Here is a 25986-nt window from a genome sequence, read left to right as displayed (position 1 = left end):
TTGTGAATTAAAGAAAAGAATCAGATGAAAAAAATATTTAGAAATATTGGAATCTTGTTGGGCATTGTTGCTTTATTCGCAATAAACGCCTGCGAAGATGATATCACTCCGGTTATTGAAGAACTGGAATTCGACAGGGTATTTACGCCCCTGGAGCTGGAAGCTAAAATCAGCAACCAAACGGTAGTATCCTTAAGCTGGGGATTCAACAAAAAAGTACAAACGTATGAACTGGAAATCAGCGACGACAGCTTATCGTTTGCCAATATTATTCATACCGCAACGGTTGGCCCCGACGATCTGCCTTACGTTTACGAATTGCCAGCCGGTAACTCGCAATACTCGGCACGTGTAAAAGGGATGAACGACAGTATTGCCGACTCAAAATGGGCAGAACTGGCATTTAAATCATTGCCCGAGAATATTTTTAATAAGTATGACGTAGCCATGACCGGGCTGAACAGCATCGATGTTAGCTGGACTCCCGGAAAAGCAGTTACTGCGTTAAGCTTTGTTTCAAGCGAAGGTGAAATTACCTATGATATCTCTGCTGATGAGAAAACTGCCGGAATGAAATCGATCACCGATCTGCCAAATGGCGAATATGTGATCACGATCCTGAATGGCAACAAAGGTCGCGGAGTACAGGATTACATCATGGAAGGCGATGTATTTGTTGATGCCGGCGAAGATCTGGCTGCAGCAATCAGCGGTGCCGAATCGGGCGATGTGCTTATTCTGGCTGCCGGGGCACAATTTGGTTTCGAAGGCGATATGATGCTGGAAAGAGCCATAAAAATTAAAGGACTCGATGGTGATCTTCCGGTAATTTATGCCACAAGCGGCGACCGTATGTTTTACATTGGAGCAAGCATTCTCCCAACCGAAGAAATTGTTTTCGAGAACCTGAATATGAGCGGTTACACGAATATGGACGCTTCGCAAGGGCAAATCCGTGGTGTTTTTGATATGGAAAGCGAAGCCTGTAACATTGGCGCCGTTAAATTCATTGGTTGTAAAATGTACTACATGGGCCGCCAGATTATGCGTCTGCGTGGTGGTTCAGACCAAACCATTGGCGAATTCCTGGTTGACGACTGTATCATTCACAACCTGGGTAAAAGCAGTGGTAGTTATGGCGTTTTCTGCGCTACCGAAACCAATACAAATGCAACTGTTGTAAAAATTACCAACTCAACCATCGACAGTTTAAAATGCCATTTCATCCGCTACGACGATCCTGTGGCATGCGAAAGTATTATTGTTGAAAACTGTACATTCAACAAAACACCGTTTAGCTCGGGCCGTTATTTAATGGATATCCGAAATGCTGTTATCACAAGCGGCGTTCAGGTTACGAACTGTATTTTCGGCACAACTTCTTATGGCGACGAACCATCAATCACTGGTATTCGTGCACCCGAAGATGTGGTGGTAACCATTACCAATTCATATGCAACCACCGACTTTGTAAACTCCGACTATTCAATTGTTGATCAGTTGACTTCGCTGGGTGTTACTTACGACGGTTTGTGGGAAGATCCTGACAATGGCGATTTCTCGTTCGCTTTCGATGCTGTTGACGCAGGCGACCCACGATGGAAATAATTTAATAAATAACGAAACGATATATTTAAGTTATCAATTAGTTAGTCTTTTAGTTAGTTAAAAAGAATCTCCGGGAGTATGGATCCCGGGGATTCTATCATTAATTTTTTCATGAAAGTACAGGTAAGCATAATTCTGATTCTCCTTTTTCAAACGGTTTTCGGGCAACAGCAAATCGCCTTTCCGGGGGCTGAAGGAGGTGGAAAATACACAACCGGAGGTCGCGGTGGCAAGATTATTTTTGTTGATAACCTGAATAATAAAGGCAACGGAAGTTTTAGAAAAGCCATTGAGGCAGAAGGACCGCGTACCATTATTTTCAGAGTATCAGGAACCATTGAACTGGAGAAAACCATTCACATAAAAAACGGCGATCTTACCATTGCCGGGCAAACCGCTCCGGGAGATGGAATTTGCCTGAAAAATTACGGAGTACGCGTTGACGCCGACAATGTTATTATACGCTACCTGCGTGTACGCCCCGGCGACAATGCACACGAGGAAATGGATGCCATTACCGGAATGCGAAATAAAAATATTATAATAGACCATTGCAGTTTTAGCTGGGCCAACGACGAAGTAGCTTCGTTTTACGACAACGAAAATTTCACACTGCAATGGTGTATTATCAGCGAAAGTTTTAACCTTTCCGATCATCACAAAGGAGCACACGGTTATGGCGGTATCTGGGGCGGAAAAAATGCCAGTTTTCATCACAACCTTATTTCCGATCATGTGAGCCGGAATCCGCGGCTACAAGGATCGCGCTACACCAACAATCCGGAATTTGAAAAAGCCGATTTCAGAAATAACGTAATTTACAACTGGGGAAACAACAGCATTTATGGTGGCGAAGAAGGCCATTACAACCTGGTGAATAATTATTACAAACCCGGTCCGGCAACAAAAAAAGATGTGCGCGACCGCATCCTAAACCTCACACAAAGTTTTTTCAGCGAAAGCAGAAATACCGACACACTCCGCGCAGGTTGGTTTTACCTTGCCGGAAATATAATTGAAGGAAATAAAGAAATCTCAAAAAATAACTGGGATGGCGGTGTGCAGGTAAAACACCTCACACAGGAAATGATCGATCAATCGCGGCTCACCAGTCCGGTTGAACATACTGCCATAAAAACTGATGACGCAAAAAAAGCGTTCAAAAAAGTACTGCGCGATGCCGGTGCCAGTTTTCAGCGCGACGCCGTTGACAAACGCATAATTCGCGAAGCCAACACCGGAAAAGAAAGCGTCGGCAAACAATTCAGAGATGGCGGAAAAGGAATCATCGACAGCCAGTCCGATGTGGGAGGCTGGCCGCTTTTACGCTCCACTCCTCCTCCACCCGATGCCGACAACGACGGAATGCCCGATGAGTGGGAAAAACAAAACGGGCTGAATCCGGAACAAGTGGATAACAACGATTACAAGCTCAATAAAGAATATACCAACATTGAAGTTTACCTGAACTCGATTGTAGCCCAAAAGAAATAACATGAACCTGAAACCAACGATAATAATCCTGATAATCCTTTGCGGTGTGTCGCTTTTCTGCAGTGCACAAACGGAGATTTCAAAGGTTTGGGTAGCCGATAACGGCGACGGAACCTATAAAAATCCGATCATCCATGCCGATTATTCCGATCCGGATGTGGTGCGCGTTGGCGACGATTATTACATGATAGCCTCATCATTTAATTGTGTTCCAGGTTTGCCAATACTTCATTCAAAAGATTTGGTAAACTGGCAACTTATAACTTATGCTCTGCCGAAACAGGTTCCTGAAGACGTGTTTAACATTCCGCAACACGGAAACGGTGTTTGGGCGCCTTGCATCCGCTACCACAATAACGAATTTTATATTTATTACCCCGATCCTGATTTTGGAATCTATCAGATTAAAGCCAAACAGGCTGAAGGTCCGTGGTCGGAACCAATTCTGGTAAAAGCCGGAAAAGGTTTGATCGATCCGTCGCCACTATGGGACGACGACGGGAAAGTGTATTTAACACATGCCTTTGCAGGTAGTCGAGCACGCATAAAATCGGTGCTCCTTGTTCAGGAAATGAACAGCGAAGGAACAGCGGTTATCGGCGACGAAGTAATGGTTTTCGATGGGCACGACGCTCATCCTACCGTTGAAGGACCGAAATTTTACAAGGCCAATGGATATTACTACATTTTTGCTCCGGCAGGTGGCGTTTCAACCGGTTGGCAACTTGTGCTCCGCTCGAAAAATGTGTATGGCCCGTACGAAACAAAAACAGTAATGGCTCAGGGCAAAACCGCTATTAACGGTCCGCATCAGGGAGCCTGGGTCAACACAAAAAGCGGCGAACATTGGTTCATCCATTTTCAGGATAAAGAAGCTTACGGGCGTGTTGTTCACTTAAATCCGATGACCTGGCAAAACGACTGGCCGGTAATTGGCATTGATAAAGATGGCGATGGAATTGGCGAACCGGTGCTTACCTACCAAAAACCGGATGTTGGAGCTACTTACCCGATTTCAACTCCTCCTGAGAGTGATGAGTTTAATCGCTCTCAGCTGGGAATTCAATGGCAATGGCAGGCCAATAAACACATTTCCTATGGCTTTCCATCGGGAAACCTTGGTTTTTATCGTTTGAATTGTATTGTGCGACCCGAGGGAGAAGACGGACTTTGGAGCATTCCAAACCTGTTGTTACAAAAGTTCCCTTCCGAAGAATTTACGGCCACTACTAAAATAACATTCAATGCCCGCACCAACAATGAAGAAACAGGTTTTGTGGTAATGGGCGAAGATTACCAGTATATTTCGTTAAAACAAATAAACAAGCAACTTCAGCTGCGTGTGGCAAAATGCGAAAATGCACGAACTGGCGGAAAGGTAATTGAACAACATTCGGAAACTTTTGACAGCAATGAAATCTACTTCAGAATAAATGTAAAAAAAGATGCGCTATGCACTTTTAGTTATAGCAGCAACGGAAAAACATTTAAAACTGTTGGCGAAGCATTTACAGCAAAACCGGGCCGATGGATCGGTGCAAAAATAGGCTACTTTGCCCTGCGCGAAGGCATTACAAACGACTCGGGAACAGTTGATATTGATTGGTTTAGGGTAGAGAAATAAGCAATGAAAAATAAACTCTTCATATCATTTGTATTACTGTTGATGGCTGCCTCGGCAAAAGCCTGGGATTTTGTGGTGGCAAAAGATGGAAGCGGCGATTTCACATCTGTTCAGCAAGCTATTGATGCGGTTCCCGATTTCAGGAAAAACCGCACTACAATCTTCATAAAAAAAGGTGTTTATAAAGAAAAACTTGTATTACCGGCCAGCAAAACGCTGGTAACTTTTATTGGCGAGGAGCTCGAAAAAACCATCCTTACGTACGATGATTACGCCAGCAAAAAGAACCGCTTTGGCGAAGAAATGGGCACTACCGGCTCCTCTTCGTTTTTCATTTTTGGAGAAGGTTTTATTGCTAAAAACATAACATTTCAAAACTCGGCCGGCCCGGTTGGACAAGCGGTTGCCGTGCGTATCGAGAGCGACAAAGTGGCTTACGAGAACTGCCGCTTCCTGGGAAATCAGGACACCCTTTATCCGCACGGAAAAAACAGCCGACAGTACTACCGGAATTGCTACATCGAAGGTACAGTTGATTTTATTTTCGGTTGGTCGACAGCCGTTTTTGAAGACTGCACCATTTTTTGCAAAACAGCTGGTTACATTACTGCCCCATCAACAGAAGAAAATACAGAGTATGGCTTTGTTTTTCTGAATTGTAATATCACCGGTGATGCTCCCGAAAACTCGTTTTACCTGGGCCGTCCGTGGCGACCTTATGGCAAATCCGTTTTTATCGGCTGCAAGCTGGGAAAACAAATAAAACCTGAAGGCTGGCACAACTGGCGCGATCCTGAGAAAGAAAAGACAGCCTACTTTGCTGAATACAAAAATACCGGCGAAGGTGCCGGCACCGGGAACAGAGTTGCATGGTCGCACCAGCTAAGCGATGTAGAAGCACAAGAATACGCTGTTGAAAAGATTTTTGGAGACTGGACAGAAGAACTGTTCTCCAACCTGGAAGAAATTAAAAACGTTGAAAAATGATAGTAAAAAAGATCTCTAATCTAATACTTGCCGCTGCGGTTTTCGCGGTGGGATGTACTGAAAAAAGTGCACCTCCCAAAACCGCCAATAACTTGTACGAAACAATTGAGTTTGAAATGCCGATAATTCAGGAACCACAAATTCCTGACTACGCTGTATCGATAACCGATTTTGGTGCAATAAGTGGCGGAATTGAAATAAATACCGAAGCTTTTGCAGCTGCCATAAACGAGGTTACAGATAAAGGAGGCGGGAAAGTAACCATTCCTCCCGGCATCTGGCTAACCGGCCCCATTGAGTTAAAAAGCAATCTGGAATTGCATGCCGAGCAAGGTGCAGTGATTCTTTTCTCAGCCAACAAAGATCATTATCCGGTTATCGCTACCAATTTCGAAGGTTTGGATACTTATCGTTGTCTGTCGCCCATACACGGACGAAACATTGAAAATGTTGCATTTACCGGTAAAGGCGTTTGGGATGGAAACGGCGACGCCTGGCGTGCAGTAAAAAAATCGAAACTTACGGAGAGTGCTTGGAAAGAGCTGGTAAAATCAGGAGGTATTGTAAGCGATGAAGGCGATGTTTGGTATCCGTCAGAGCAATATAAAATTGGTGCCGAAGGAAGTGGCGACCAAAACGTGCGCGACGATCTGCAAACAAAAGAAGAATTTGAAACCATACGTGATTATTTACGTCCGGTGTTTGTAAGCATACAAAACAGTAAACGCATCCTGTTCGATGGCCCTGTGTTTCAGAATTCACCCGCCTGGAATATTCATCCGTTAAGGGTTGAACACCTGACCGTAAAAAACCTAACCGTTCGTAATCCATGGTATTCACAAAATGGCGACGGAATCGATATCGAATCGTGCAAAAATGTACTGGTACAAAACTGTAATTTCGATGTGGGTGACGATGCAATTTGTATAAAATCGGGAAAAAACGAAGACGGGCGACGTTACGGAATTCCGTGCGAAAACCTCATCATTAAAGACAATATTGTTTACCACGGGCACGGTGGTGTTACCGTTGGCAGCGAAATGTCGGGCGGAGTGCGCAACATGCACGTTTCGAACTGCACCTTTATGGGCACCGATGTGGGCTTGCGTTTTAAGAGCACCCGCGGCCGTGGCGGCGTTGTCGAGAATATTTTTATCTCCGATGTTTACATGACCAACATACCAACAAATGCCATTTCGTTTAACCTGTATTACGGCGGACAATCCATTTCTGAAATGTTGGCTGCAGGCGGAATGAAAACATCAACAGAACTTGTTCCTGTTACCGAAGAAACACCGCAGTTTAAAAACATCAAAATCTCCAATGTTACGGTTAACGGAGCACAGCAGGCCGTTTTTCTTCAGGGACTTCCGGAAATGCCCCTTGAAAATATTGAGCTGAATAACCTCTATTTGAAAGCCGATAACGGATTCCAGATTATTGATGCGAAAGGGGTTAAAATCAACGATACAAAACTGATAACCCGTAACGATATAGCCCTGCATATTTTTAACAGCGCAGATGTTGATGTTAATGATCTTGCCTATGATTATCAAGCGGCTGATGCCATTACAATCAATGGTTCGCAGTGTAACAACATAAGCATTTCGAACCCGAAAACCAATGTAAAACAATACACAACAATTGGATCAGAGGTACCTGAAAAAGCAGTTAAATTTTAATAGCGTGAACCATGAAACGACTGTTCTATTTCTGCGTACTTATTCTGATCTTCTTTAGCGCCTGCCAAAAGCCAAAACAATTCAGCATTTATTGTGTTGGAGATTCCACGATGGCCAACAAAGAGGCTGATGCTTTTCCGGAAACCGGATGGTGTATGGTGCTAGACGAATATTTGACTCCAAACGTTGCCGTAAAAAATCATGCGAGAAATGGCAGAAGTTCAAAAAGTTTTATTGACGAAGGCAGGTGGCAAACCGTGCTCGACAGCTTACAGGCCGGCGATTATGTTTTTATTCAGTTTGGACACAACGACCAGAAAGCGTACGACTCTACACGCTACACCACTCCGTTTGGTTCGTACACCGAAAACCTCAGTAAGTTTATAAATGAGTCGCGTGAAAAAGGTGCAATACCTGTGCTTTTCACTTCCATAGTTCGGCGAAAGTTTGGAGAGAATGGGAAGTTAAACGATACACATGGCGATTATCCGGTGGCTACCCGCAAAGTGGCTGATTTATTGGATGTACCGCTTATCGATTTGCAAAAAATTACCGAAGAATGGGTAAATTCGCTTGGCGATGAAGCCTCAAAACAAATGTATTTGTGGACTGACATTACGAATGAACGCCACCCGGAACCACGAAAAGACGACACGCATTTATCGCAGAAAGGGGCGCATAAAGTAGCTCAGTTGGCTACCGAAGCACTAAAAGAAAACATACCTGAATTGGCAACGAATTTAAAGTAATTATGAGAAAATTGGGCTTTATTCTGTTGTTTGCATGCTCGGTATTTTTCGCTGGGGCGCAAACCAATATTCAGTTCGAAATGACTGTTGCACAAGATGGAAGCGGCGATTTTGAATCGATACAGGAAGCCATTGATGCCACCAAAGCCTACCCTCCGCAACGAATCACGATATTTATAAAAAATGGCTTGTACCGCGAAAAAGTGTGCGTACCCGCGTGGAATAATCAGCTCTCGTTTATCGGCGAAAACCGGGATAAAACCATTATCATTTGGGATGATTATTTCGACCAAATTAACCGGGGACGAAACAGCACATTTTTCACTTACACCTTTAAAGTGGAAGCCGATGATTTTTATGCCGAGAATCTGACTATTTCGAATGCTGCCGGCCCGGTTGGACAAGCCGTGGCCTTGCATGTTGAAGGTAATCGGTGTCGGTTTAAAAACTGTAAAATTCTGGGCAATCAGGATACTGTATTTCTCGATGGAGAAAACAGTCATCAGCTGTTCGAGAACTGTATCATAACCGGAAGTACCGATTTTATTTTTGGTTCGGCAACTGTTGTTTTTCAGAATTGTACCATAATCAGCAAAAAAGATTCCTACATAACGGCGGCAAGTACCCGGAAAAACAATGATTTTGGTTTTGTATTCATCGATTGCAGCCTGCAAGCCGACGAAGGAGTTCAGCAAGTTTACCTCGGACGACCGTGGCGGCCTTACGCCAAAACCGTGTTTTTAAACTGCTTTTTGGGCCAACACATTTGCAGCGAAGGTTGGGCAGCATGGAGCAACAAAGAAGATAAAGGCACCACATTTTATGCCGAGTACAACAGCACAGGCCCCGGTGCCAGTCAAAACCGGGTAGAATGGGCAAAGCAGTTAAGCCGCAAAGAAGCAGCAAAATACACCCTTAAAAATATTCTGGGAGAATGGACAACACAAATCAACGAGTAAGCCCCAAAAAATTCTTCAAAACAATTTTCAGTCTGCTCGTGCTGTTACTAATCCTTGTTCCTGTACTGGCACAAGATAAACTACCGGCTTTTCCGGGTGCCGGAGGTTTTGGAAAATATACCACCGGCGGACGTGGCGGAAAGGTAATTTTTGTTACCTCGCTGGAAGACAATCTTCAGGAAGGCACTTTACGTTATGCAGTGAATCAGGCTTATCCGCGAATTGTGATCTTCAAAGTTTCGGGAACAATCCAGCTCCGATCGGCATTAAAAATTACCAATAACGATATAACCATTTCCGGCCAAACTGCACCGGGCGATGGGATTACTCTGCGCGATTACCCGGTAAAAATTCAGGCAGATAATGTCATCATCCGTTACATGCGTTTCCGAATGGGCGACGAAGCCTTGCAGGAAGACGATGCCCTTAGCGGACGTTATCAAAAAAATATAATAATCGATCATTGTTCCATGAGCTGGTCAACCGACGAATGTGCTTCGTTTTACAACAACGAGAATTTCACGCTGCAATGGAGCATTCTTTCGGAGAGTTTGCGTATTTCGGTGCACGAAAAGGGAACACATGGTTACGGCGGAATCTGGGGCGGCGAAAAGGCCTCGTTTCATCACAACCTGCTGGCTCATCACGACAGTCGTAATCCGCGCTTTTGCGGAAGTCGCTATTCTGATCGCGCGGAATACGAATTGGTTGATTTCAGAAACAACGTAATTTACAACTGGGGCGCCAACAGCGCTTACGCGGCTGAAGGTGGGCGCTACAACCTGGTTAATAATTATTACCAGGCCGGACCGGCTTCATCCAACAAATCCAGAATTATCCAACCCTATGCCGATAATGGTGAAAATAACCAACCGGCGGGTACTTTCGGAACGTTTTACATCGATGGAAATATTACAACTGCCAGTGATCAGGTTACGCAGGATAACTGGTTGGGCGTAAACATGCATTCTACTTTTTCAACTTATGCGCGGGGTGTTACCAAAGACGACATTAAAGCGGAAATGGAATACGAAGCCGGAGAAGTAATCACACACACCGCAGAAGAAGCCTTTTTGAAAGTATTGGATTTTGCCGGTGCCAGCTTGATATACGATGCTGTTGATATCCGAATTCTTAATGAAACAGCTACCGGAACCGTCACTTTTACCGATGGAGGAAATGGCAGCACAAACGGTTTAATCGATACGCAGGGATCAGTTGGGGGTTGGCCGCTGTTAAAATCAAATGAAGCACCTGATGATTCCGACGAAGATGGTATGCCAGATGACTGGGAAACTGCAAATGCATTAAATCCGAACGATCCATCGGATGTGCAGCTAACCACTGTTGACGGCCTCTATCCAAACGTTGAAGTTTACCTTAATTCGCTTGTAGCTGAAATTACTGAACAACAAGATGAAGGTGGAATACACACAGCAATTAACGATATTGCAAGAAACGAGAAAACAATCAGCATTTATTATAACGGAAGTAACCAAAACTTGATTATCGATCATTCCACTGAGGTAAAAAGCGTTGAGTTGTATTATATTACAGGCAAACTTATCGCAAAACAAACATTTGATTCAGTGGTGGTTCAAATGCCAATTTCTGTAGGTAGTAAAGGAATTTACCTCGTTCGTGTTCTGGATTCAGATAATAAAATTCATACCAGAAAAATAGCTGTGTTTTAATTCTTCGAATACCGAATCCTGTTGTACAAGTCACGATTAGAATAAACGTCAAAACAATTTGTACTGAGCCTGAATAATCTCCTACTTTTCGTAATTTTATTGCTTCCGATTAGACATTTTCGAAAAATTGTACGTCGTAATAATGTGCAATCGATCCACAATTCAAATAAAGACCAAAATTCATGAGCAAACAAAAACTTTTCAGATTCTTACTTCTTAACTTCCTTTTAGTTACTCTGTTTTCAACAAGCACATTAGCACAAAGTCGAAATTATTTTCCTCCTGAAGATTTAACTTCCGTTGGCGCGTATTATTACCCCGAACACTGGGACGAAAGCCAGTGGGAACGCGATATTAAAAAAATGGCAGAAATGGGTTTTGAATTTACCCATTTTGCTGAATTTGCCTGGGCTCAACTGGAACCGGAAGAAGGCGTTTACGATTTCTCGTGGCTCGACCGTGCTGTGGCATTGGCCGACAAATATAACCTGAAAGTAGTAATGTGCACTTCAACAGCTACCCCACCTGTTTGGCTGGTGCGCAAACATCCCGATATTCTGAAACAGCATGAAGACGGCACAAAAATGGACCACGGATCGCGCCAACATGCGTCATTCTCGAATGAGTATTACCGAAGTTATTCGCTGAAAATGATTGAAGAACTGGCCCAACATTATGGCAACGATGACCGGATTTTTGGCTGGCAACTCGACAACGAACCTGCTGCCAATGTTGATTTTGGCGATGATGCCCAAAAACGTTTCAGAGCGTGGTTGAAAGAAAAATATGGTAACATTGAAGCACTGAACGATGCCTGGGGAACCAACTTCTGGAGTGGTACTTATACTACTTTCGACCAGATAAACATCCCAAAACACACGCAATGGGGAATGAATTTGTACCAGCGTTTGGATCACAGTCGTTTTTGTGATTACGAAACATCAAGCTTTTTGGATGACCAGGCAGTGGTTATTCGTCAGTTTGCCAATCCTAATCAGTGGATTACTACCAACTACATCCCCTACTACGATGCGCGCTATGCCGGCGCCAGCAAAGAGCTGGATTTTATTAGCTACACCCGCTACATGATTTACGGCGAGCACCATGGAATTGGCCCGAAAGGTTACCGTGTAGGCGAATACTCGCGCATTGCAATGGCCAACGATTTTTACCGTCCACTATCGCCAATTTATGGTGTTATGGAACTGCAACCCGGACAGGTAAACTGGGGATCGATTAACTCGCAACCCTTGCCCAGAGCCGTTCGCCTGTGGTTGTGGCACGTTTTTGCCGGAGGTAGCAAATTCACTTTTACCTATCGTTTTCGTGCACCCATTTATGGCTACGAGCAATATCATTACGGAATTGTGGGTCCCGACGGCGTAACACCGACTCCGGGCGGACTGGAATACGAAGCGTTTATAAAAGAAATAAAAATGCTTCGCAACAATCCTTCCAAGGGGCAAATTCCACAGGATTACTTAAATCGGGAAACAGCTATTTTGTACGATCCCGACAATACCGTTGCCATAAACAACAACAAACAAACCAACGTTTGGGATACCGAAGGCCATGTACTGAAATACTACAAAGCACTGAAAACATTTGGTGCACCGGTTGATTTTATTCGCGACAGCATGGATTTTGCAAAGTACCCGGTGATTGTTGCCCCGGCCTACCAGCAAATGAGTTTACAGCTGATTGACAAGCTAACGGAATATGTAAAAAATGGCGGCAACCTGGTAATGTCGGTTCGCACCGGGCATCAGGATGAGTTCGGGCATCTATGGCAGGCAAAACATGCCGAGCCGCTCTACGAACTGATTGGCGGCGAAATTGAATTCTACGATTTGCTCCGCCCATTTGCACCCGACACCGTGGTGATGGACAATAAAAGATACGCATGGACAAGCTGGGGCGATATTATGCACACCAACAAAGGCACCGAAAGCTGGGGAACTTTCAGCGGCGATTATTATGCAGGGAAAACTGCAGTAACATTTAATAAGCTGGGTAACGGAACAGTTACTTACGTTGGCGTCGACAGTCACGATGGCAAACTGGAGCGTGCAGTTCTGGACAAACTTTACGATCGTCTTGCTATCGAAGTAAAAGATTATCCTGAAGGTGTAATGGTGGAATACCGCGATGGTTACGGAATTGCAGTGAATTACTCGAACATTGCCTACCCGATGGAATTGCCTGCCGGTACCGAAATTCTGATAGGTAACACAACTCTTCCAACTGCCGGCGTATTGGTTTGGAAAACAAAATAAAGCAACGATAACGCAAATTCTGCCGATGACACAAGCAATAAACCTAAACCGATCGTTCATCCTAATTTTCGTCATTTTGATATTCTCATCGTGCGAAAAAACAATTGTCCCTCAGTGGCCTGAACAAACCAACGAAACCAAACCGTGGACACGCTGGTGGTGGCACGGAAGCGCTGTTGACAAAACCAATCTAACAGCCAACCTGGAAGAACTGGCTGAAGCCGGTTTTGGAGGAGTAGAAATCACACCCATTTACGATGTAAAAGGCTACGAAGACCAATCCATTTCATTTCAATCGGCGAAGTGGATGGAAATGTTTGAGTTTACCTTACAAGAAGCGAAACGACTTGGGTTGGGTGTCGATCTGGCCAATGCATCAGGGTGGCCGTTTGGAGGCCCTTGGATTGATGCTGAACATGCCTGTAAAAACGTTCAACACAAAAAATACCAATTAAAAACGGGTGAACGACTGAAGGAGAAAGTTGAGTTTATCCAGCCGTCGCTGGTGCGTGCCGTAAATAAAAAAGTTGATATTTCGGAAGTAAAATTCCCCATTCGCAGCAATACTAATTTACAGGATTTGGCACTCGACCAGGTACGTTTTGAAAAGCCGCTGCCACTGCAAACGCTGATGGCTGTTAATAAGCAGGGAGAAACTATTGATTTGACCAATTTCGTTAACGCCAACGGAATTCTCGACTGGACAGCTCCCAAAGGGAACTGGGATTTATACGCCGTTTTTCAGGGCTGGCACGGTAAAATGGTAGAGCGCGCAGGAACCGGTGGCGAAGGAAATGTGATTGACCATTTTTCGGAAGAAGCCACTAAACTGTTTTTAACCGATTTTGATAAAAATGCCAGAAACATCGACTTGTCAGGGCTTCGGGCATTTTTTAACGATTCGTACGAAGTGGACGATGCTTACGGCGATGCCAACTGGACTCCCCTGTTTTTTGAGGAGTTTGAAAAACGCAGAGGATACGATTTAAAAACAACACTTCCTGCGCTTTTTGGCGATCTGGACGAAGAAACCAACCGGCGTGTTTTGTGCGATTACCGCGAAACTATTTCCGATTTACTGTTGGAAAAATTCACCACAGTTTGGGCCGATTGGGCCGAATCGTACAAAACGATCGTTCGTAATCAGGCACACGGTTCGCCGGCTGCCATTCTCGATTTGTACGAAGCCAGCCATATTCCCGAAACCGAAGGAACCAGTCCGATGCGCATAAAAATGGCCACTTCTGCCGGACATACTTCGGGCAAACCGCTAATTGCCTGCGAAGCTGCCACCTGGCTCAACGAGCACTTTTTAAGCACCCTGGCCGATGTAAAACAAAATGCCGACAATTACCTGCGCAACGGTGTTAATCACATCGTTTATCATGGTACGCCGTACTCGCCTGTAGAAGAAAAATGGCCCGGGTGGATGTTTTACGCCGCCGTACATTTTGCGCCAACAAACACCTGGTGGAACGATTTAAAAGTAGTGAATGAATACATTACCAATTGCCAGTCGTTTATGCAGAATTCAACACCCGATAACGACATCCTGTTGTATTTCCCAATATACGACGCATGGACGGAAAGAGACCGAAATATCCTTCCACATTTTGGCGGAAGCAACGAAGAACTAACAGCTGAAATCAGCAACGAACTCCTTGCCCGGGGACTTTCGTTCGATTACATTTCCGACAGGCAAATCAGAAAGTTAAACACTTCCAATGGGAAAATTCAAGCTGCCGGAGCTGACTATAAAACCATTGTAGTTCCCTCTTGTACAGCCATTCCATTGGAAACCTTGAAACACCTTTTTTCACTGGCGCAAAACGGAGCTACCATCATTTTTAAGAATGAAATCCCCGTAAAAGTTCCCGGGTTAAACAACTTTGAAAGCCAACAAGCGGAGGTAAAGAAACTGATTGGTGAACTAGAATTTCAACCCGAAGAAAATTACCAATCGGCCACAATTGGTAATGGAAAAATCATGGTTGGCAATGATGTAAAAATCCTGTTAAATGCAAGCGGAGTTTATGGTGAAGAACTGGCTCAGCAAGAACTTTGGTACAACAGAGTTGAACGACAGGAAGGAACCTGTTATTTCATTTCGAACTGGACCGGAAACGAAATGGATAAATGGATCACTCTTCAGAAATCAGGCAAAACAGCGGTTTGGTTCAATCCAATGAATAACACTTTTGGGAAAGCTTGTACGCAAAAAAATAGTGAGGGACAAACACAAGTTTACCTTCAACTAAAACCCGGCGAAACACAGATCCTGCAGTGGTATTCGAACCAAGTTGAAGCTGAAGATTATCCACTTTGGGAACAAGCAGACACAAAAAAAGAACTGACCGTTGAGTGGGAAATTACATTTGAGAAAGGAGGCCCGACTTTACCAGCTTCTTTAAAAACCAATGAATTAAAATCGTGGTCTGTACAATCCGAAGAGTTGCAAAAATTCTCCGGAACAGCCAGTTACAAAACCAATTTTGAAAATGCTGAAAGCGGCGATAATAATTACCTGCTTGATTTGGGCGAAGTACACGAATCGGCCGAAGTGTGGCTAAACGAACATAAAATTGGAACACTGATTGGGCCGGTATATCAAATCATTCTGCCAAAAGAATTACTGCAGGCGCACAATACGCTCGAACTAAAAGTTACCAACCTGATGGCCAACCGAATAATCGACATGGACAAAAACCAGGTGAACTACAAAAAATTCTACAACATCAACTTTGCTGCTCACCATAGGGAAAACGTTGGGACCAACGGTACTTTTACAGCAGCCAACTGGGAGCCACTCCCCTCCGGTTTGTTGGGGCCGGTGCGCTTAATTCAACTAACTGAAAAAGATCAAAAACAACTAAAATGAAACGATTATCGATAGCCATCCTACTTTTTTCGCTGCTTTTATCCTGTTCGCAAAAGCAGGCGCAGAAAGCCCACAAAAGTGAGTTGGTGAAACATTTGGAAAGCATTTTTTACAACGATGACTTTGCTGTAATACCAGATAAATCTTTTAATGTAGCCGATTTTGGTGCCATAGCAGACGGAAAGACCCTGGCCACCGAAGCGATTCAGCAAACCATTGATGCAGCGGCAGAAGCCGGAGGCGGAAAAGTAATTTTCCCGGCAGGAACCTATTTGTCGGGAGCTCTTTTTGTAAAGTCGAATGTGGAACTTCATATCGGAGAAGGCGTTATAATTCAGGCCATTCAAAACAACGATTATTACCCGCGAAAGTGGACCCGCATAGCAGGAATTGAAATGGAGTGGCCGGCAGCATTGATCAATGTTTACGATGAGAAAAATGTGCGCATTACCGGAAAAGGAGTGATTGATGGAAACGGCAAATACTGGTGGGATAAATTTTGGGGCGACCCCAAATACAGTGGCGGCATGTGGGGCGAGTACAAAGACAAAGGAATTCGCTGGTCAGTTGATTACGATTGCGAGCGTGTGCGCCCGGTCGTTATCTGGAAATCGGAAGATGTGCTGCTCAAAGACTTTACCGTAAAACGCGCCGGGTTCTGGACCATCTCGCTAACCTACAGTACCCGCGTGCATGTGGATGGACTGGTGGTTCGTAACAACATTGGCGGCCACGGACCAAGCTCTGATGGTATTGATACCGACTCGTCAAAAGATGTGTTGGTGGAAAATTGCGACATCGACTGTAACGACGACAACCTTTGTATAAAAGCCGGTAAAGATGCCGATGGATTGCGCGTAAACCGCCCCGCCGAAAATATCGTTTACCGAAATTGCATCACACGCGCCGGGCATGGTTTAATAACCCTGGGAAGCGAAACCTCGGGTGGCATGCGCAACATCGAAGTGTATGGATTAAAAGCCATGGGCACCAATATTGGCATACGTTTTAAATCGGCAAAAGTACGCGGTGGAATTATCGAAAACATCCACTTTCACGACATAAAAATGGAGAATGTGGCCAACCCTTTTCATTTTGAGCTGAACTGGTATCCCGAATACAGCTACTGCACCATTCCCGACGATATTCCCGAGGAAGAAATAAAAGACCGTTGGCGGGTGCTGAGCCAGCGCGTTGTTCCTGAAGAAAAGGGAATTCCCGAGTTCAGGAATATCAAACTCAGCGATATAAAGGTAACAAAAGCTAAACGTGCATTTTATGCCAACGCTTATCCCGAGCGTCCTATTCACCACATTAACTGGGAAAATGTTTCGGTTGAAGCCGAAGAAAGCGGCCAGCTGAGTTATGCCAGCAACTGGACCATGAATGATGTTGTGCTAAAAACGGCAACCGGGCAGCCCATCACGCTAATTGATTGCAATAATATTCAGCAACCCGAATTAATAAAAACCAATTCACAACCCATTCAGGAAGAAACAAATCGCACGCTGGAAGAACAGTTTCAAACCATAAACCGAAATGGCGATGTGGTTATCATTCCGGTAAATCCAACAGAAACAAAGGCTTTAACGAATGGTGACAGCACTTTGTATTCGAAGGAATTCAGCCTGTATATTCTTAGACAAGAAGATGCCACACTGCATTTCTACGAACCGCTTGGCGATGGATTTTACTACTCGGAAGTGGAGGTCATTACCAGCCAAAACGGGAATCTTATTCAGGTAAAAGGGCAAAAAGACCATGATTACACCCTGTTTGTTAACCGGGCAACCAAACCCAAAAGTATTTATGGCGCCGATAACTGGAATTACCAGGAAAATACACGCCAGGCCATTATTCAAGTTAAAGGGAAAAACTTTTCCATCCAAATAGATGATTAAAACCGAAACAATGATCGGGCAGCTAAAAACCAACATAACATTTCTCCCTGCCACCCGCCGGTATTTTTCGGCTGGGCAAATCCCGTGCAAAGAACTCTGTATTTCTGATTCTATAAATAACACCATGTAGCTTATCATCAAAAACATATTCATCATGAAAATTAAATCCTTGTTTTTTCTACTGAGTTTACTCATTCTGTCAGTTACAATATCAACAGCACAGCTGCTTCCTGCCAAACAGGAAGTGATTGATAAAATGACACTTACCAATGCGCATTTGATGAAAAAGTGGCCCGATCCGGGAGTGAATGTCATCACGAATAAAGAACGCACCAGCAACCTGTGGACCCGCGCTGTGTATTACGAAGGATTAATGGCTTTTTATTCGATAAAGCCCGATCCGGCCTACCTGCAATATGCCATCGAATGGGGAGAAGCGCACCAATGGGGATTGCGCGACGGGTTAGAAACACGAAACGCGGATAACCAGTGCGCCGGACAAACTTATATCGATTTATATAACATCGATCAAAAACCGGAGCGCATAAAAGACATAAAAACGTCGGTGGATTTAATGCTGAAAACGGAAAAAACAGACGACTGGAATTGGATTGATGCGCTGCAAATGGCCATGCCGGTATTCGCTAAACTATCGGTGCTTACCGAAGATGATAAATACAGCGAGCGCATGTACAAAATGTATATGGACACGAAAGTAACGCAGGGCCTGTACAATAAAAAAGATGGTTTGTGGTGGCGCGATGCCGATTTTAAACCGCCCTACACCGAGCCCAATGGTGAAGATTGTTACTGGAGCCGCGGCAACGGTTGGGTGGTGGCCGCACTGGTTCGGGTAATGGATATTTTACCGGAAGCTGATCCGCACTACAAAGAGTACCTGAAAACTTACAAAGCGATGATGAAAGCCCTACTTCCCCTTCAGCGCGAAGACGGTTTTTGGAACGCCAGTTTGCACGATCCGAACAATTACGGAGGGAAAGAAGCAACCGGCACTTCTCTTTTTGTGTACGGAATAGCCTGGGGAGTGAACAATGGTATTTTGAGTGGAAAAAAATACATGCAAACCATTACAAAAGGTTGGAATGCACTGGCCTCCGAATCGGTTCACGAAAATGGTTTTTTGGGCTATGTACAAGGCACCGGGAAAGAACCCAAGGACGGGCAACCGGTAAGCTACACCAGTAAACCCGATTTTGAAGATTACGGTTTGGGCTGTTTCCTTTTGGCAGGCAGCGAAGTGTACAAATTGTGTAAATAACACATCCCTCGGAATTGATAACAGGATAAAATGAGACCAATGAAAAAACTTTTAACGCTATTACTTTTAATCGCCGTATTTGCTCCCCTTTTTGCGCAAAATTGGAAACCCGTAGTTAAAGAAAATATTCCACTGGATTCCATTCGTTTAAGCGATCCGTGTATTATGGCCGATACAAACACCGCCACTTATTACATGACCGGAACGGGCGGACTGCTATGGAAAAGTAAAGATCTGAAATGGTGGACAGGCCCTTTTGTGGTAGCACAAACCGATCCTGATTCGTGGATGGGACCGCACCCCATGATTTGGGCGGCCGAATTACACCAATACAAAGACAGGTACTACTACTTTGCCACTTTCACAAATCGAAAAGTGATTATCGACACGGTAAAAGGGAATGAAATTGAACGGCGAGCCAGTCATGTTTTGGTGAGCCACAAACCCGACGGGCCTTATGTTCCGATGAAAGACTCCTTGTACCTGCCGGCAGACAAACCCACTTTAGACGGAACTTTCTGGGTGGATAAAGACAAAAAACCTTACATGGTTTATTGCTACGAATGGCTCCAAAACTGGAACGGCACCATTGAAAAGATAGAATTGAAACCGGATCTTTCGGGATCAATTGGAGAAGGAAAAGTTCTTTTCACCGCGTTTGACTCGCCATGGAGCCGCGAGAAAGATGAGCACGGAAATAGTATCCCGAATAAAGTTACCGACGGACCATGGTTATTCGAAACGCAAACCGGCAAGCTGGGCATGTTATGGACCAGCTGGGTTTTTAGCGATTATGTTCAGGGCGTGGCCTACTCCGAAAGCGGCACTTTGGATGGCCCGTGGATACAGGAGAAAGAACCGATTACTCCTCCAAACTTTGGCCATGGTATGCTGTTCCGCACATTCGAGGGGAAATTACTCTTGTCGGCACACAGTCATAAAGATGTAAACGGCCGTTACGTTCGGATTCCTCATTTGTTTGAGGTGGATGATTCGGGCGATAAACTGCTTATTATTGGACCATTTCAGCCATAAAAAGGGATAACAAAAGATCCTATTTCAATACCCTATCCAAAAAAGAAATAACAAGTGGCACGGCTTTATCAAACCAAGGATGGAAGAGCCAAAAAGGATGCGGTGTTTCGTCAATGGTATGCACTTCGTTGTAAATTCCGTTTTTATTCAACACAGCCACATATTGATCGCGGCCGGCATGAAAGCGGGGTAATGCGCTGTTTACAAATAGTGTTGGTGGCGTTTTTCCGCTCGCGTAAGTTAATGGCGATGCTTCTACCCACAGTTCCGGATTTTGTTTGTAGGTGGCACCAAACCAACGTGCTGCGGCCGATGGTTTGGCGGGGTCGTGATCTTTGCCGCTTTCGTTGGGATCGGTAAAATCCAGCACGCCGTCGATATTAACAATGGCCTGCACTTTATCACTTACTGCCTGGCTTTTCGGATGAGACAAATACAAGGGATTTCCAGCGGTAGTTCCCACGAGGGTAGCCAATGTTGCTCCGGCCGAAGTTCCCAAAGTTGCTATCCGGCTGGTGTCGAGGCCAAAATCACTGGCATGAATCCGCAGCCATTTTAAGGCCGTTTTCAAATCGATAACACCTGCCGGGTATCTGGCTTCAGGCGACAAACGATATTCAACAACTGCAGCCACATAACCGGCTTCGGCTAATTTCTGCGCCATGGGAACCAGGTGCGATTTTGTTCCCGATGCCCAGCCTCCGCCATGAATTAGCAGTACACCGGGAACCGGTTTGACTTTACTGATTTTTGGATAAAAGATATCGATGTGTAAATCGCGCTCACCCAACGAATGATAAACCATGTTGCGTTTTTCGTTGATTGCCCGAATAGGAAACGCTTTAACGATGGTTGCCTGCGTAAAATCTTTCGCAATCTTCCGGTAGGCACTTTGTACGTTAAACGAGGTATCGCGCGAAAAACGAATAGTGTCGTGCTGCGAGAAACCAACAAAATGAAGTGTCAGAAAAAAAAGGAAAAGACACTTTATTTTAAGTTGCTTTGCATCCATTTATCATTTTTCAAGAAAGTCAATAAACTTTTTCATGGTATTGATCTCCGCCTCGCGACCGCAAGCCGACGATACCCATGTTGTTAACTGTTTGCCCGGTTTACTGATGAGAAGAAACTGTGTGCCATCATCTTCTGTTTGTACATAATCAGCCGGATTGTAAATTATAGCGGCGCCAATTTCAACCAATTCAGCAGCAACATCTTCCGGATGTAAACCCCAGGTAGCTATCAATCCATCCTTTTTGTATATCTCCTGTCCTTTGTGGTAATTTACTCCGGTGACAAATTGTACGGGTTCGTCGGTTAACGCAAACGCTTCAACCTTGGCATTTCTTTCTCCTGAATAAACAGTTACGCGCACCAGCACATCAACATTTCTCCCTTTATAAGGCACATCTTCCGATAACATTTCCATGTACGAGCAGGTAGGTTCTTTTACAACACGCGCTGTTCGGTTTGAAACAGGATTCAGTTTTACAACTTTTTCTCCATCCCAAAGTCGCACTCCGCCTAAACCAACTGTTTGGCCCACTTTGTAATAATCGGCTCCCCAACCCGTTTTTTGATCTTCAGCGGTTGGATACCACGTTTTTTCCTTCAGCTCAAGCTGCGCTTTCGCTTTTGAATAAACATCGATAGCTGCTTTATCACTAAAATAAATACGCAGTGCCATCCACTCGTTTTCTACAGCCGGTCCATGATGCCCGATTGTTTTGTATAAATCGCCTGATTCGGCACTAATTTCATTCTGCTGCAAACTATCCGAACGCATAAATAAACTCACGTCGGTTGTATTTTGTGCATGGGCCTGTGTTATTAGAATAACGGCAAATAATAGTAGGACAAATCTTCTCATTTTCGTATTCGTTTTTGTTTGAAATTATTTATTTAATTCAATGGCAGCCATAATCATCGGGGCAACGCCTTTCGGGTCGTTATCCACCTTTTTCTCCGACACGTAATAATTGTAATCGGCCTCGCGGTACGGATTTCCTCCCAAACCACAGGCACCACATGTATTGGTTAAAGTTAACCTACCGTTTTCATCTTCCGAAACCAGGTTTTCAATCATACTATCGAAAGCCGAGTTGGCAGCCTCCAGGTAGCTTTGCGGCAACCAGCCGTTTTTGGCGCCTTTGGCAAAAGTGTAAATAATCATTGCCGATCCCGATGCCTCCAGGTAGTTGCGTTCTTCGCCCCCCCTATCCATTACCTGGTACCACAATTGGGTTTTGGCATCCTGAACCTTAAGAACGGCCTCGCTTAAATCATTTAATATGGTTATCAGCGTTTCCCTGTCTTTATGCTCTTCGGGCAAATTCTCCAGCACATCAACCAAAGCCATCATATACCAGCCAGTGGCACGGCTCCAGAAGTGTTTCGACTGCCCGGTTTCTTTGTTGCACCAGCGCTGCTCGCGGCTCTCGTCCCAGGCATGGTAAACCAGCCCCGTTTTTTCATCAAGCGTATGTTTGTAAACCTCCTGCAACTGAAAAGTAACCTCATCGAACCACTGCGGCTGACCGAATTCGTTGGCATAGCGCGACAAAAATGGTGAGGCCATGTACAACCCATCCAACCACATTTGGTAGGGATACATTTTTTTGTGCCAAAAACCACCCGAATTGGTGCGTGGCTGCCCTTTCATTTGATCCACCAACGTTTCAATTCCTAATTTATATTTTTCATCGCCGTAGTCCTGGTACAAGGTAATCATACTATTTCCGGGGCGCACCCGGTCGATGTTGTAATCCGATGTTTTCTGCCCGTCGATTTTTCCATCGTCGTGCAGGAAATAGTCGATATAATCTTTCAGATAAGCGCCGTACTTCGGATCAACATCCTTTAGTTTGTAAATGGCATCGCCCAGAAAAGCATAATCGTATTCGTATTTGGGTTTTTCGCGCTGATAATAGATCAGACTGTCGGCTTCATGCAATACGGTTTCGGCAAATTTTACCGACCACAAAGGTTCGGCAGTTTGTGCTGAATTTTGTTTGGTATTTTTTGAATTGCATCCGATAAGGGCAACAAATAGAAAGAAAATAGAAAATGTTCTCATTGGTTTAATCTTGTTTGATTACAAAACTAATCTACCTGCGAGATTTTCAAGAATTAAAACGTATCAGATAGAGGGTAGATTTTCCCAAAGAACGTAAAAGCCGAGTTGTCGGGCTGTTTCGAAAGGAAAATTCCAACTAAAGCACTATGCACTGGAAGTACATAGGTTTAAGATTGAATGAAATTCAGAGAAGAATAATTGACAGAGGAGACATGAGTATTGAGTAATGAGTAGAGAGAAAGGGAAATGAGTCTCAATACTCAAATCTCTGTACTCAAATCTACTTCCTTTTAAAAAGTTAGGATCCGATCCGTTATGGCTAAAACTCTTTCAAAAATATTCGTAAAATTTGGGAATTCGGGTTAAGAAATTTTTCGTGAACCTCCGAAGATTCCGAAGGTCCACGAAAAACCACATTTGTTTTATTTGTATGTATTTACTCTTTCGTCATCAATAACTCCGCTCCAGTTCATTCCGTAGGCAAAGTCGTAAACATGGCCCATTTCATCGGTGTAACAGTCCATATCGCGCGGCACATCCTCAAACTGCTCTTCCACTGTTTTCATGTTGGCAGGAAGCTGGAAAGGCAACAAACCAGATGGTTCGGCGTTACCTGTAACCAAATCCATAATTGCCTGATCCTGCACACCACAGTGAACGAGAATAGCATCGGCGCTCTTTTCAAACTCGGCAGGAATAAACGGATTGGCCACATTTACCACAACAATTACAGGTTTGTTACCCATTTTCGCTTTTGTTTCGTTCACCATTTTCATATCGTAAACATTGGCTGCTTCGATTGATTTTCCTTTATAACGCCTGTTGGTAAAATCCTCAAACGGACTTCCGCCGGCAATACTTTCCTCGCGGGCATACGCGGCAGTGTATGGTCCGTACTGAAGCGAAATAGGAACATATCCGTTACCGCCTTTTTCCTTGTCATCAAGCGAATATCCTGTTCCGCCCTGCGGACTTGAGATCAGACAAATGGCAACATCGGCTTTTTCAGGAGCATCAACAACTTCAAAATAGTTGACCACGATATCCATATTTGCAGCGTCGCTCCAGCTTGGTTTGGTAACCATTCCAAACCAGTTTGTGCCACCCGGATTGTATTTTTGAGGAATATAAACTTTCACTTTCTTCTCAACCGGCAAAACACCATCCTTGTTTTTTAGCATCACCACCGATTTCAGTTGTGCTTCGTAACCGGCTTTCATAAACTCCGGATTACCAACAATTTCTTCCGATTCGGCAACTGCCAGGTACGGATTTTCAAACAATCCCGGGCGGAAAATATTTTTCAGTAAACGCACTGCCGATTGCTCAAAACGATTGCGCATGTATTCTTCTCCATGTTCTTTCACACCCATTTCGTACGCTTCCAGAACCGGCCCTTTTTCGTTGTTTCCGCCAAACTGGTCTCCTCCGGCTTCAATAACTTTGTAGTGACGTTCGGCAACTGAAAGATTTTCTACTCCCCAGCATTTCCCCATAAATTCGTGCACACTGCGCGTATCGGCAGTAATCATCCAGTCGGTACAAACCACGCCATCGTATCCGTATTCGCCTCTCAACAAATCGGTGATAATGTATTTATTGTAGGCGTTTCCTACGTTTTCGCCATTCTTCTGATCGATGTTGTACGAAATGGTATAATAAGGCATTACGGCTGCTGCTTTGCCCGTTGGGCCATCCAGTTTAAAGGCACCTTCAGTGAAAGGTTTTAACTGATCCGACAGATTATTTCCCGGATAAACGGCGTAAGCTCCGTAACCAAAATGGCCATCGCGGCCACCTTCTTCGGGGCCACCGCCCGGCCAGTGTTTTACCATGGCATTTACACTTTCAAATCCCCAGCCGCCGGTAATTTCTTTATCCGCCGATGAAGTTTGAAATCCATCGACATAAGCACGCGTGAGGTCGGCTGCCAACCCGGGATCTTCGCCCATTGTTCCGCTAAACCGACTCCAACGTGGCTCGGTCGATAAATCAATTTGTGGAGAAAGCGCCGTTGCAATTCCCAAAGCGCGGTATTCTATCGAAGCAATTTCGCCAAATTTTTTCATTACAGCAGGATCGAAAGTGGCTGCCAAACCCAATGTGGTGGGCCACATGGAGATATCGCCACCGGCACCGGCATTGTATTCGGTTTCCGCCCTGGTTCCGTGGCGCGGATCGGTACTTGTGTTTCCGGGAATTCCCAAACCAAGTCCTTCAACCAACGCCTGCATGTTGTTGTTCCATTGCGCAGCCACGCCCGGACTTTCAACGGTAGTAATCAACACATGACGCAAATTATCCTCAGTAAGAAACTTAATTTGCTGGTCGGTAAGATCGCTTGATTTTGCACCACTTTCCAACAACGATTTGCCGTTGTAGGTTCCGGCACCAAAACCACCACTTCCCGCAGGAATCGACTGGTGTCCGCTGTATAACATTAATCCGGCAATTTGTTCCACCGACATTTTTGAGGCCAGATCTTTGGCGCGTTCATCAACCGGTTTGCGCCAGTCTTCGTACACATCCAGCTCTCCGTTCCGGTTGAGGTCTTTAAAAGCATAACCTCCATCGGTAAGAAGTGTTACTCCTGACTTTGGAGAATAACCTAAAGTTGCTCCTCCTTCGTTGTAAACGAGATGAAAGTCTCCCTTTTCTTCTTCTGTCCACTTGGGGCCACAGCCATTAAGTAGAGTAATTGCAACGATCGCAATCAGTACTCCTGAAATTTGTTTTTTCATATA

17 protein-coding genes are annotated in these 25986 nt (G+C 44.6%); 13 read left to right on the top strand and 4 right to left on the bottom strand.

The window, feature by feature from the left end; translation table 11 throughout:
• Positions 1–24 precede the first annotated feature (24 nt).
• The 13 genes from BMW53_RS07485 to BMW53_RS07425 all read left to right on the top strand — a co-directional run bounded on the left by BMW53_RS07485 (position 25) and on the right by BMW53_RS07425 (position 20166).
• Entirely contained in the window at positions 25–1608 is a 1584-nt protein-coding gene (locus BMW53_RS07485) for a DUF5123 domain-containing protein (RefSeq protein ID WP_038554365.1), read from the top strand.
• A 111-nt stretch (positions 1609–1719) separates the two neighbouring features.
• Positions 1720–3102 carry a pectate lyase family protein gene (locus BMW53_RS07480; RefSeq protein ID WP_051568124.1) on the top strand — a complete coding sequence of 461 codons (1383 nt, stop codon included), beginning with the start codon at positions 1720–1722 and terminating at the stop codon, positions 3100–3102.
• Between the two features lies 1 nt (position 3103).
• Positions 3104–4726 (top strand): glycoside hydrolase family 43 protein, encoded by a 1623-nt coding sequence (locus tag BMW53_RS07475; RefSeq protein WP_038554368.1) that lies wholly within the window; start codon positions 3104–3106, stop codon positions 4724–4726.
• A gap of 3 nt (positions 4727–4729) precedes the next feature.
• Positions 4730–5713 carry a pectinesterase family protein gene (locus BMW53_RS07470; protein WP_051567501.1) on the top strand — a complete coding sequence of 328 codons (984 nt, stop codon included), beginning with the start codon at positions 4730–4732 and terminating at the stop codon, positions 5711–5713.
• Positions 5710–7395, top strand: coding sequence for a glycoside hydrolase family 28 protein (locus tag BMW53_RS07465; RefSeq protein ID WP_038554371.1), 1686 nt, complete (start codon positions 5710–5712; stop codon positions 7393–7395). Before BMW53_RS07470 ends, BMW53_RS07465 begins: the two co-directional genes overlap by 4 nt.
• Positions 7396–7406: 11 nt before the next feature.
• Positions 7407–8144 carry a rhamnogalacturonan acetylesterase gene (locus BMW53_RS07460; RefSeq protein ID WP_038554374.1) on the top strand — a complete coding sequence of 246 codons (738 nt, stop codon included), beginning with the start codon at positions 7407–7409 and terminating at the stop codon, positions 8142–8144.
• A gap of 2 nt (positions 8145–8146) precedes the next feature.
• The gene (locus tag BMW53_RS07455) at positions 8147–9103 is read left to right on the top strand and encodes a pectinesterase family protein (RefSeq protein WP_038554377.1); all 957 of its coding nucleotides are present in this window, start codon (positions 8147–8149) and stop codon (positions 9101–9103) included.
• On the top strand, positions 9079–10797 hold the full coding sequence (locus BMW53_RS07450) for a T9SS type A sorting domain-containing protein (RefSeq protein ID WP_074780430.1): 1719 nt from the start codon (positions 9079–9081) through the stop codon (positions 10795–10797). Before BMW53_RS07455 ends, BMW53_RS07450 begins: the two co-directional genes overlap by 25 nt.
• Before the next feature lie 182 nt (positions 10798–10979).
• The gene (locus tag BMW53_RS07445) at positions 10980–13073 is read left to right on the top strand and encodes a beta-galactosidase (RefSeq protein ID WP_074780427.1); all 2094 of its coding nucleotides are present in this window, start codon (positions 10980–10982) and stop codon (positions 13071–13073) included.
• 25 nt (positions 13074–13098) lie between these two features.
• Positions 13099–15951 (top strand): glycosyl hydrolase, encoded by a 2853-nt coding sequence (locus tag BMW53_RS07440; RefSeq protein WP_074780424.1) that lies wholly within the window; start codon positions 13099–13101, stop codon positions 15949–15951.
• Positions 15948–17852, top strand: a complete 1905-nt coding sequence (locus BMW53_RS07435; RefSeq protein ID WP_074780421.1) for a glycoside hydrolase family 28 protein — start codon at positions 15948–15950, stop codon at positions 17850–17852. The genes BMW53_RS07440 and BMW53_RS07435 overlap by 4 nt, the downstream gene beginning before the upstream one ends.
• 154 nt (positions 17853–18006) lie before the next feature.
• Positions 18007–19131: a glycoside hydrolase family 88/105 protein gene (locus tag BMW53_RS07430; RefSeq protein ID WP_038554380.1), complete on the top strand. Its 1125-nt coding sequence runs from the start codon at positions 18007–18009 to the stop codon at positions 19129–19131.
• Between the two features lie 39 nt (positions 19132–19170).
• Positions 19171–20166, top strand: a complete 996-nt coding sequence (locus BMW53_RS07425; protein WP_038554382.1) for a glycoside hydrolase family 43 protein — start codon at positions 19171–19173, stop codon at positions 20164–20166.
• A gap of 19 nt (positions 20167–20185) precedes the next feature.
• Here the strand turns inward: BMW53_RS07425 and BMW53_RS07420 are convergent, their stop codons facing one another.
• From BMW53_RS07420 to BMW53_RS07405, 4 genes are all read right to left on the bottom strand, one after another.
• A complete protein-coding gene (locus BMW53_RS07420; RefSeq protein ID WP_074780418.1) occupies positions 20186–21178 on the bottom strand; it encodes an alpha/beta hydrolase in 993 nt (330 codons plus the stop codon).
• A gap of 3 nt (positions 21179–21181) precedes the next feature.
• On the bottom strand, positions 21182–22036 hold the full coding sequence (locus tag BMW53_RS07415; protein WP_051567504.1) for a DUF4861 family protein: 855 nt from the start codon (positions 22034–22036) through the stop codon (positions 21182–21184).
• Between the two features lie 24 nt (positions 22037–22060).
• Positions 22061–23242, bottom strand: a complete 1182-nt coding sequence (locus tag BMW53_RS07410) for a glycoside hydrolase family 88/105 protein (protein WP_038554386.1) — start codon at positions 23240–23242, stop codon at positions 22061–22063.
• Between the two features lie 422 nt (positions 23243–23664).
• Positions 23665–25983: a glycoside hydrolase family 3 protein gene (locus BMW53_RS07405; protein WP_038554388.1), complete on the bottom strand. Its 2319-nt coding sequence runs from the start codon at positions 25981–25983 to the stop codon at positions 23665–23667.
• Between the last annotated feature and the right edge of the window lie 3 nt (positions 25984–25986).

The sequence above is a fragment of the Draconibacterium orientale genome, from assembly GCF_900111425.1.
GTDB lineage: Bacteria > Bacteroidota > Bacteroidia > Bacteroidales > Prolixibacteraceae > Draconibacterium > Draconibacterium orientale.
The sequence above is the reverse complement of the archived record's forward strand: the minus strand, read 5'-3'. Positions and strand labels throughout refer to the sequence as shown.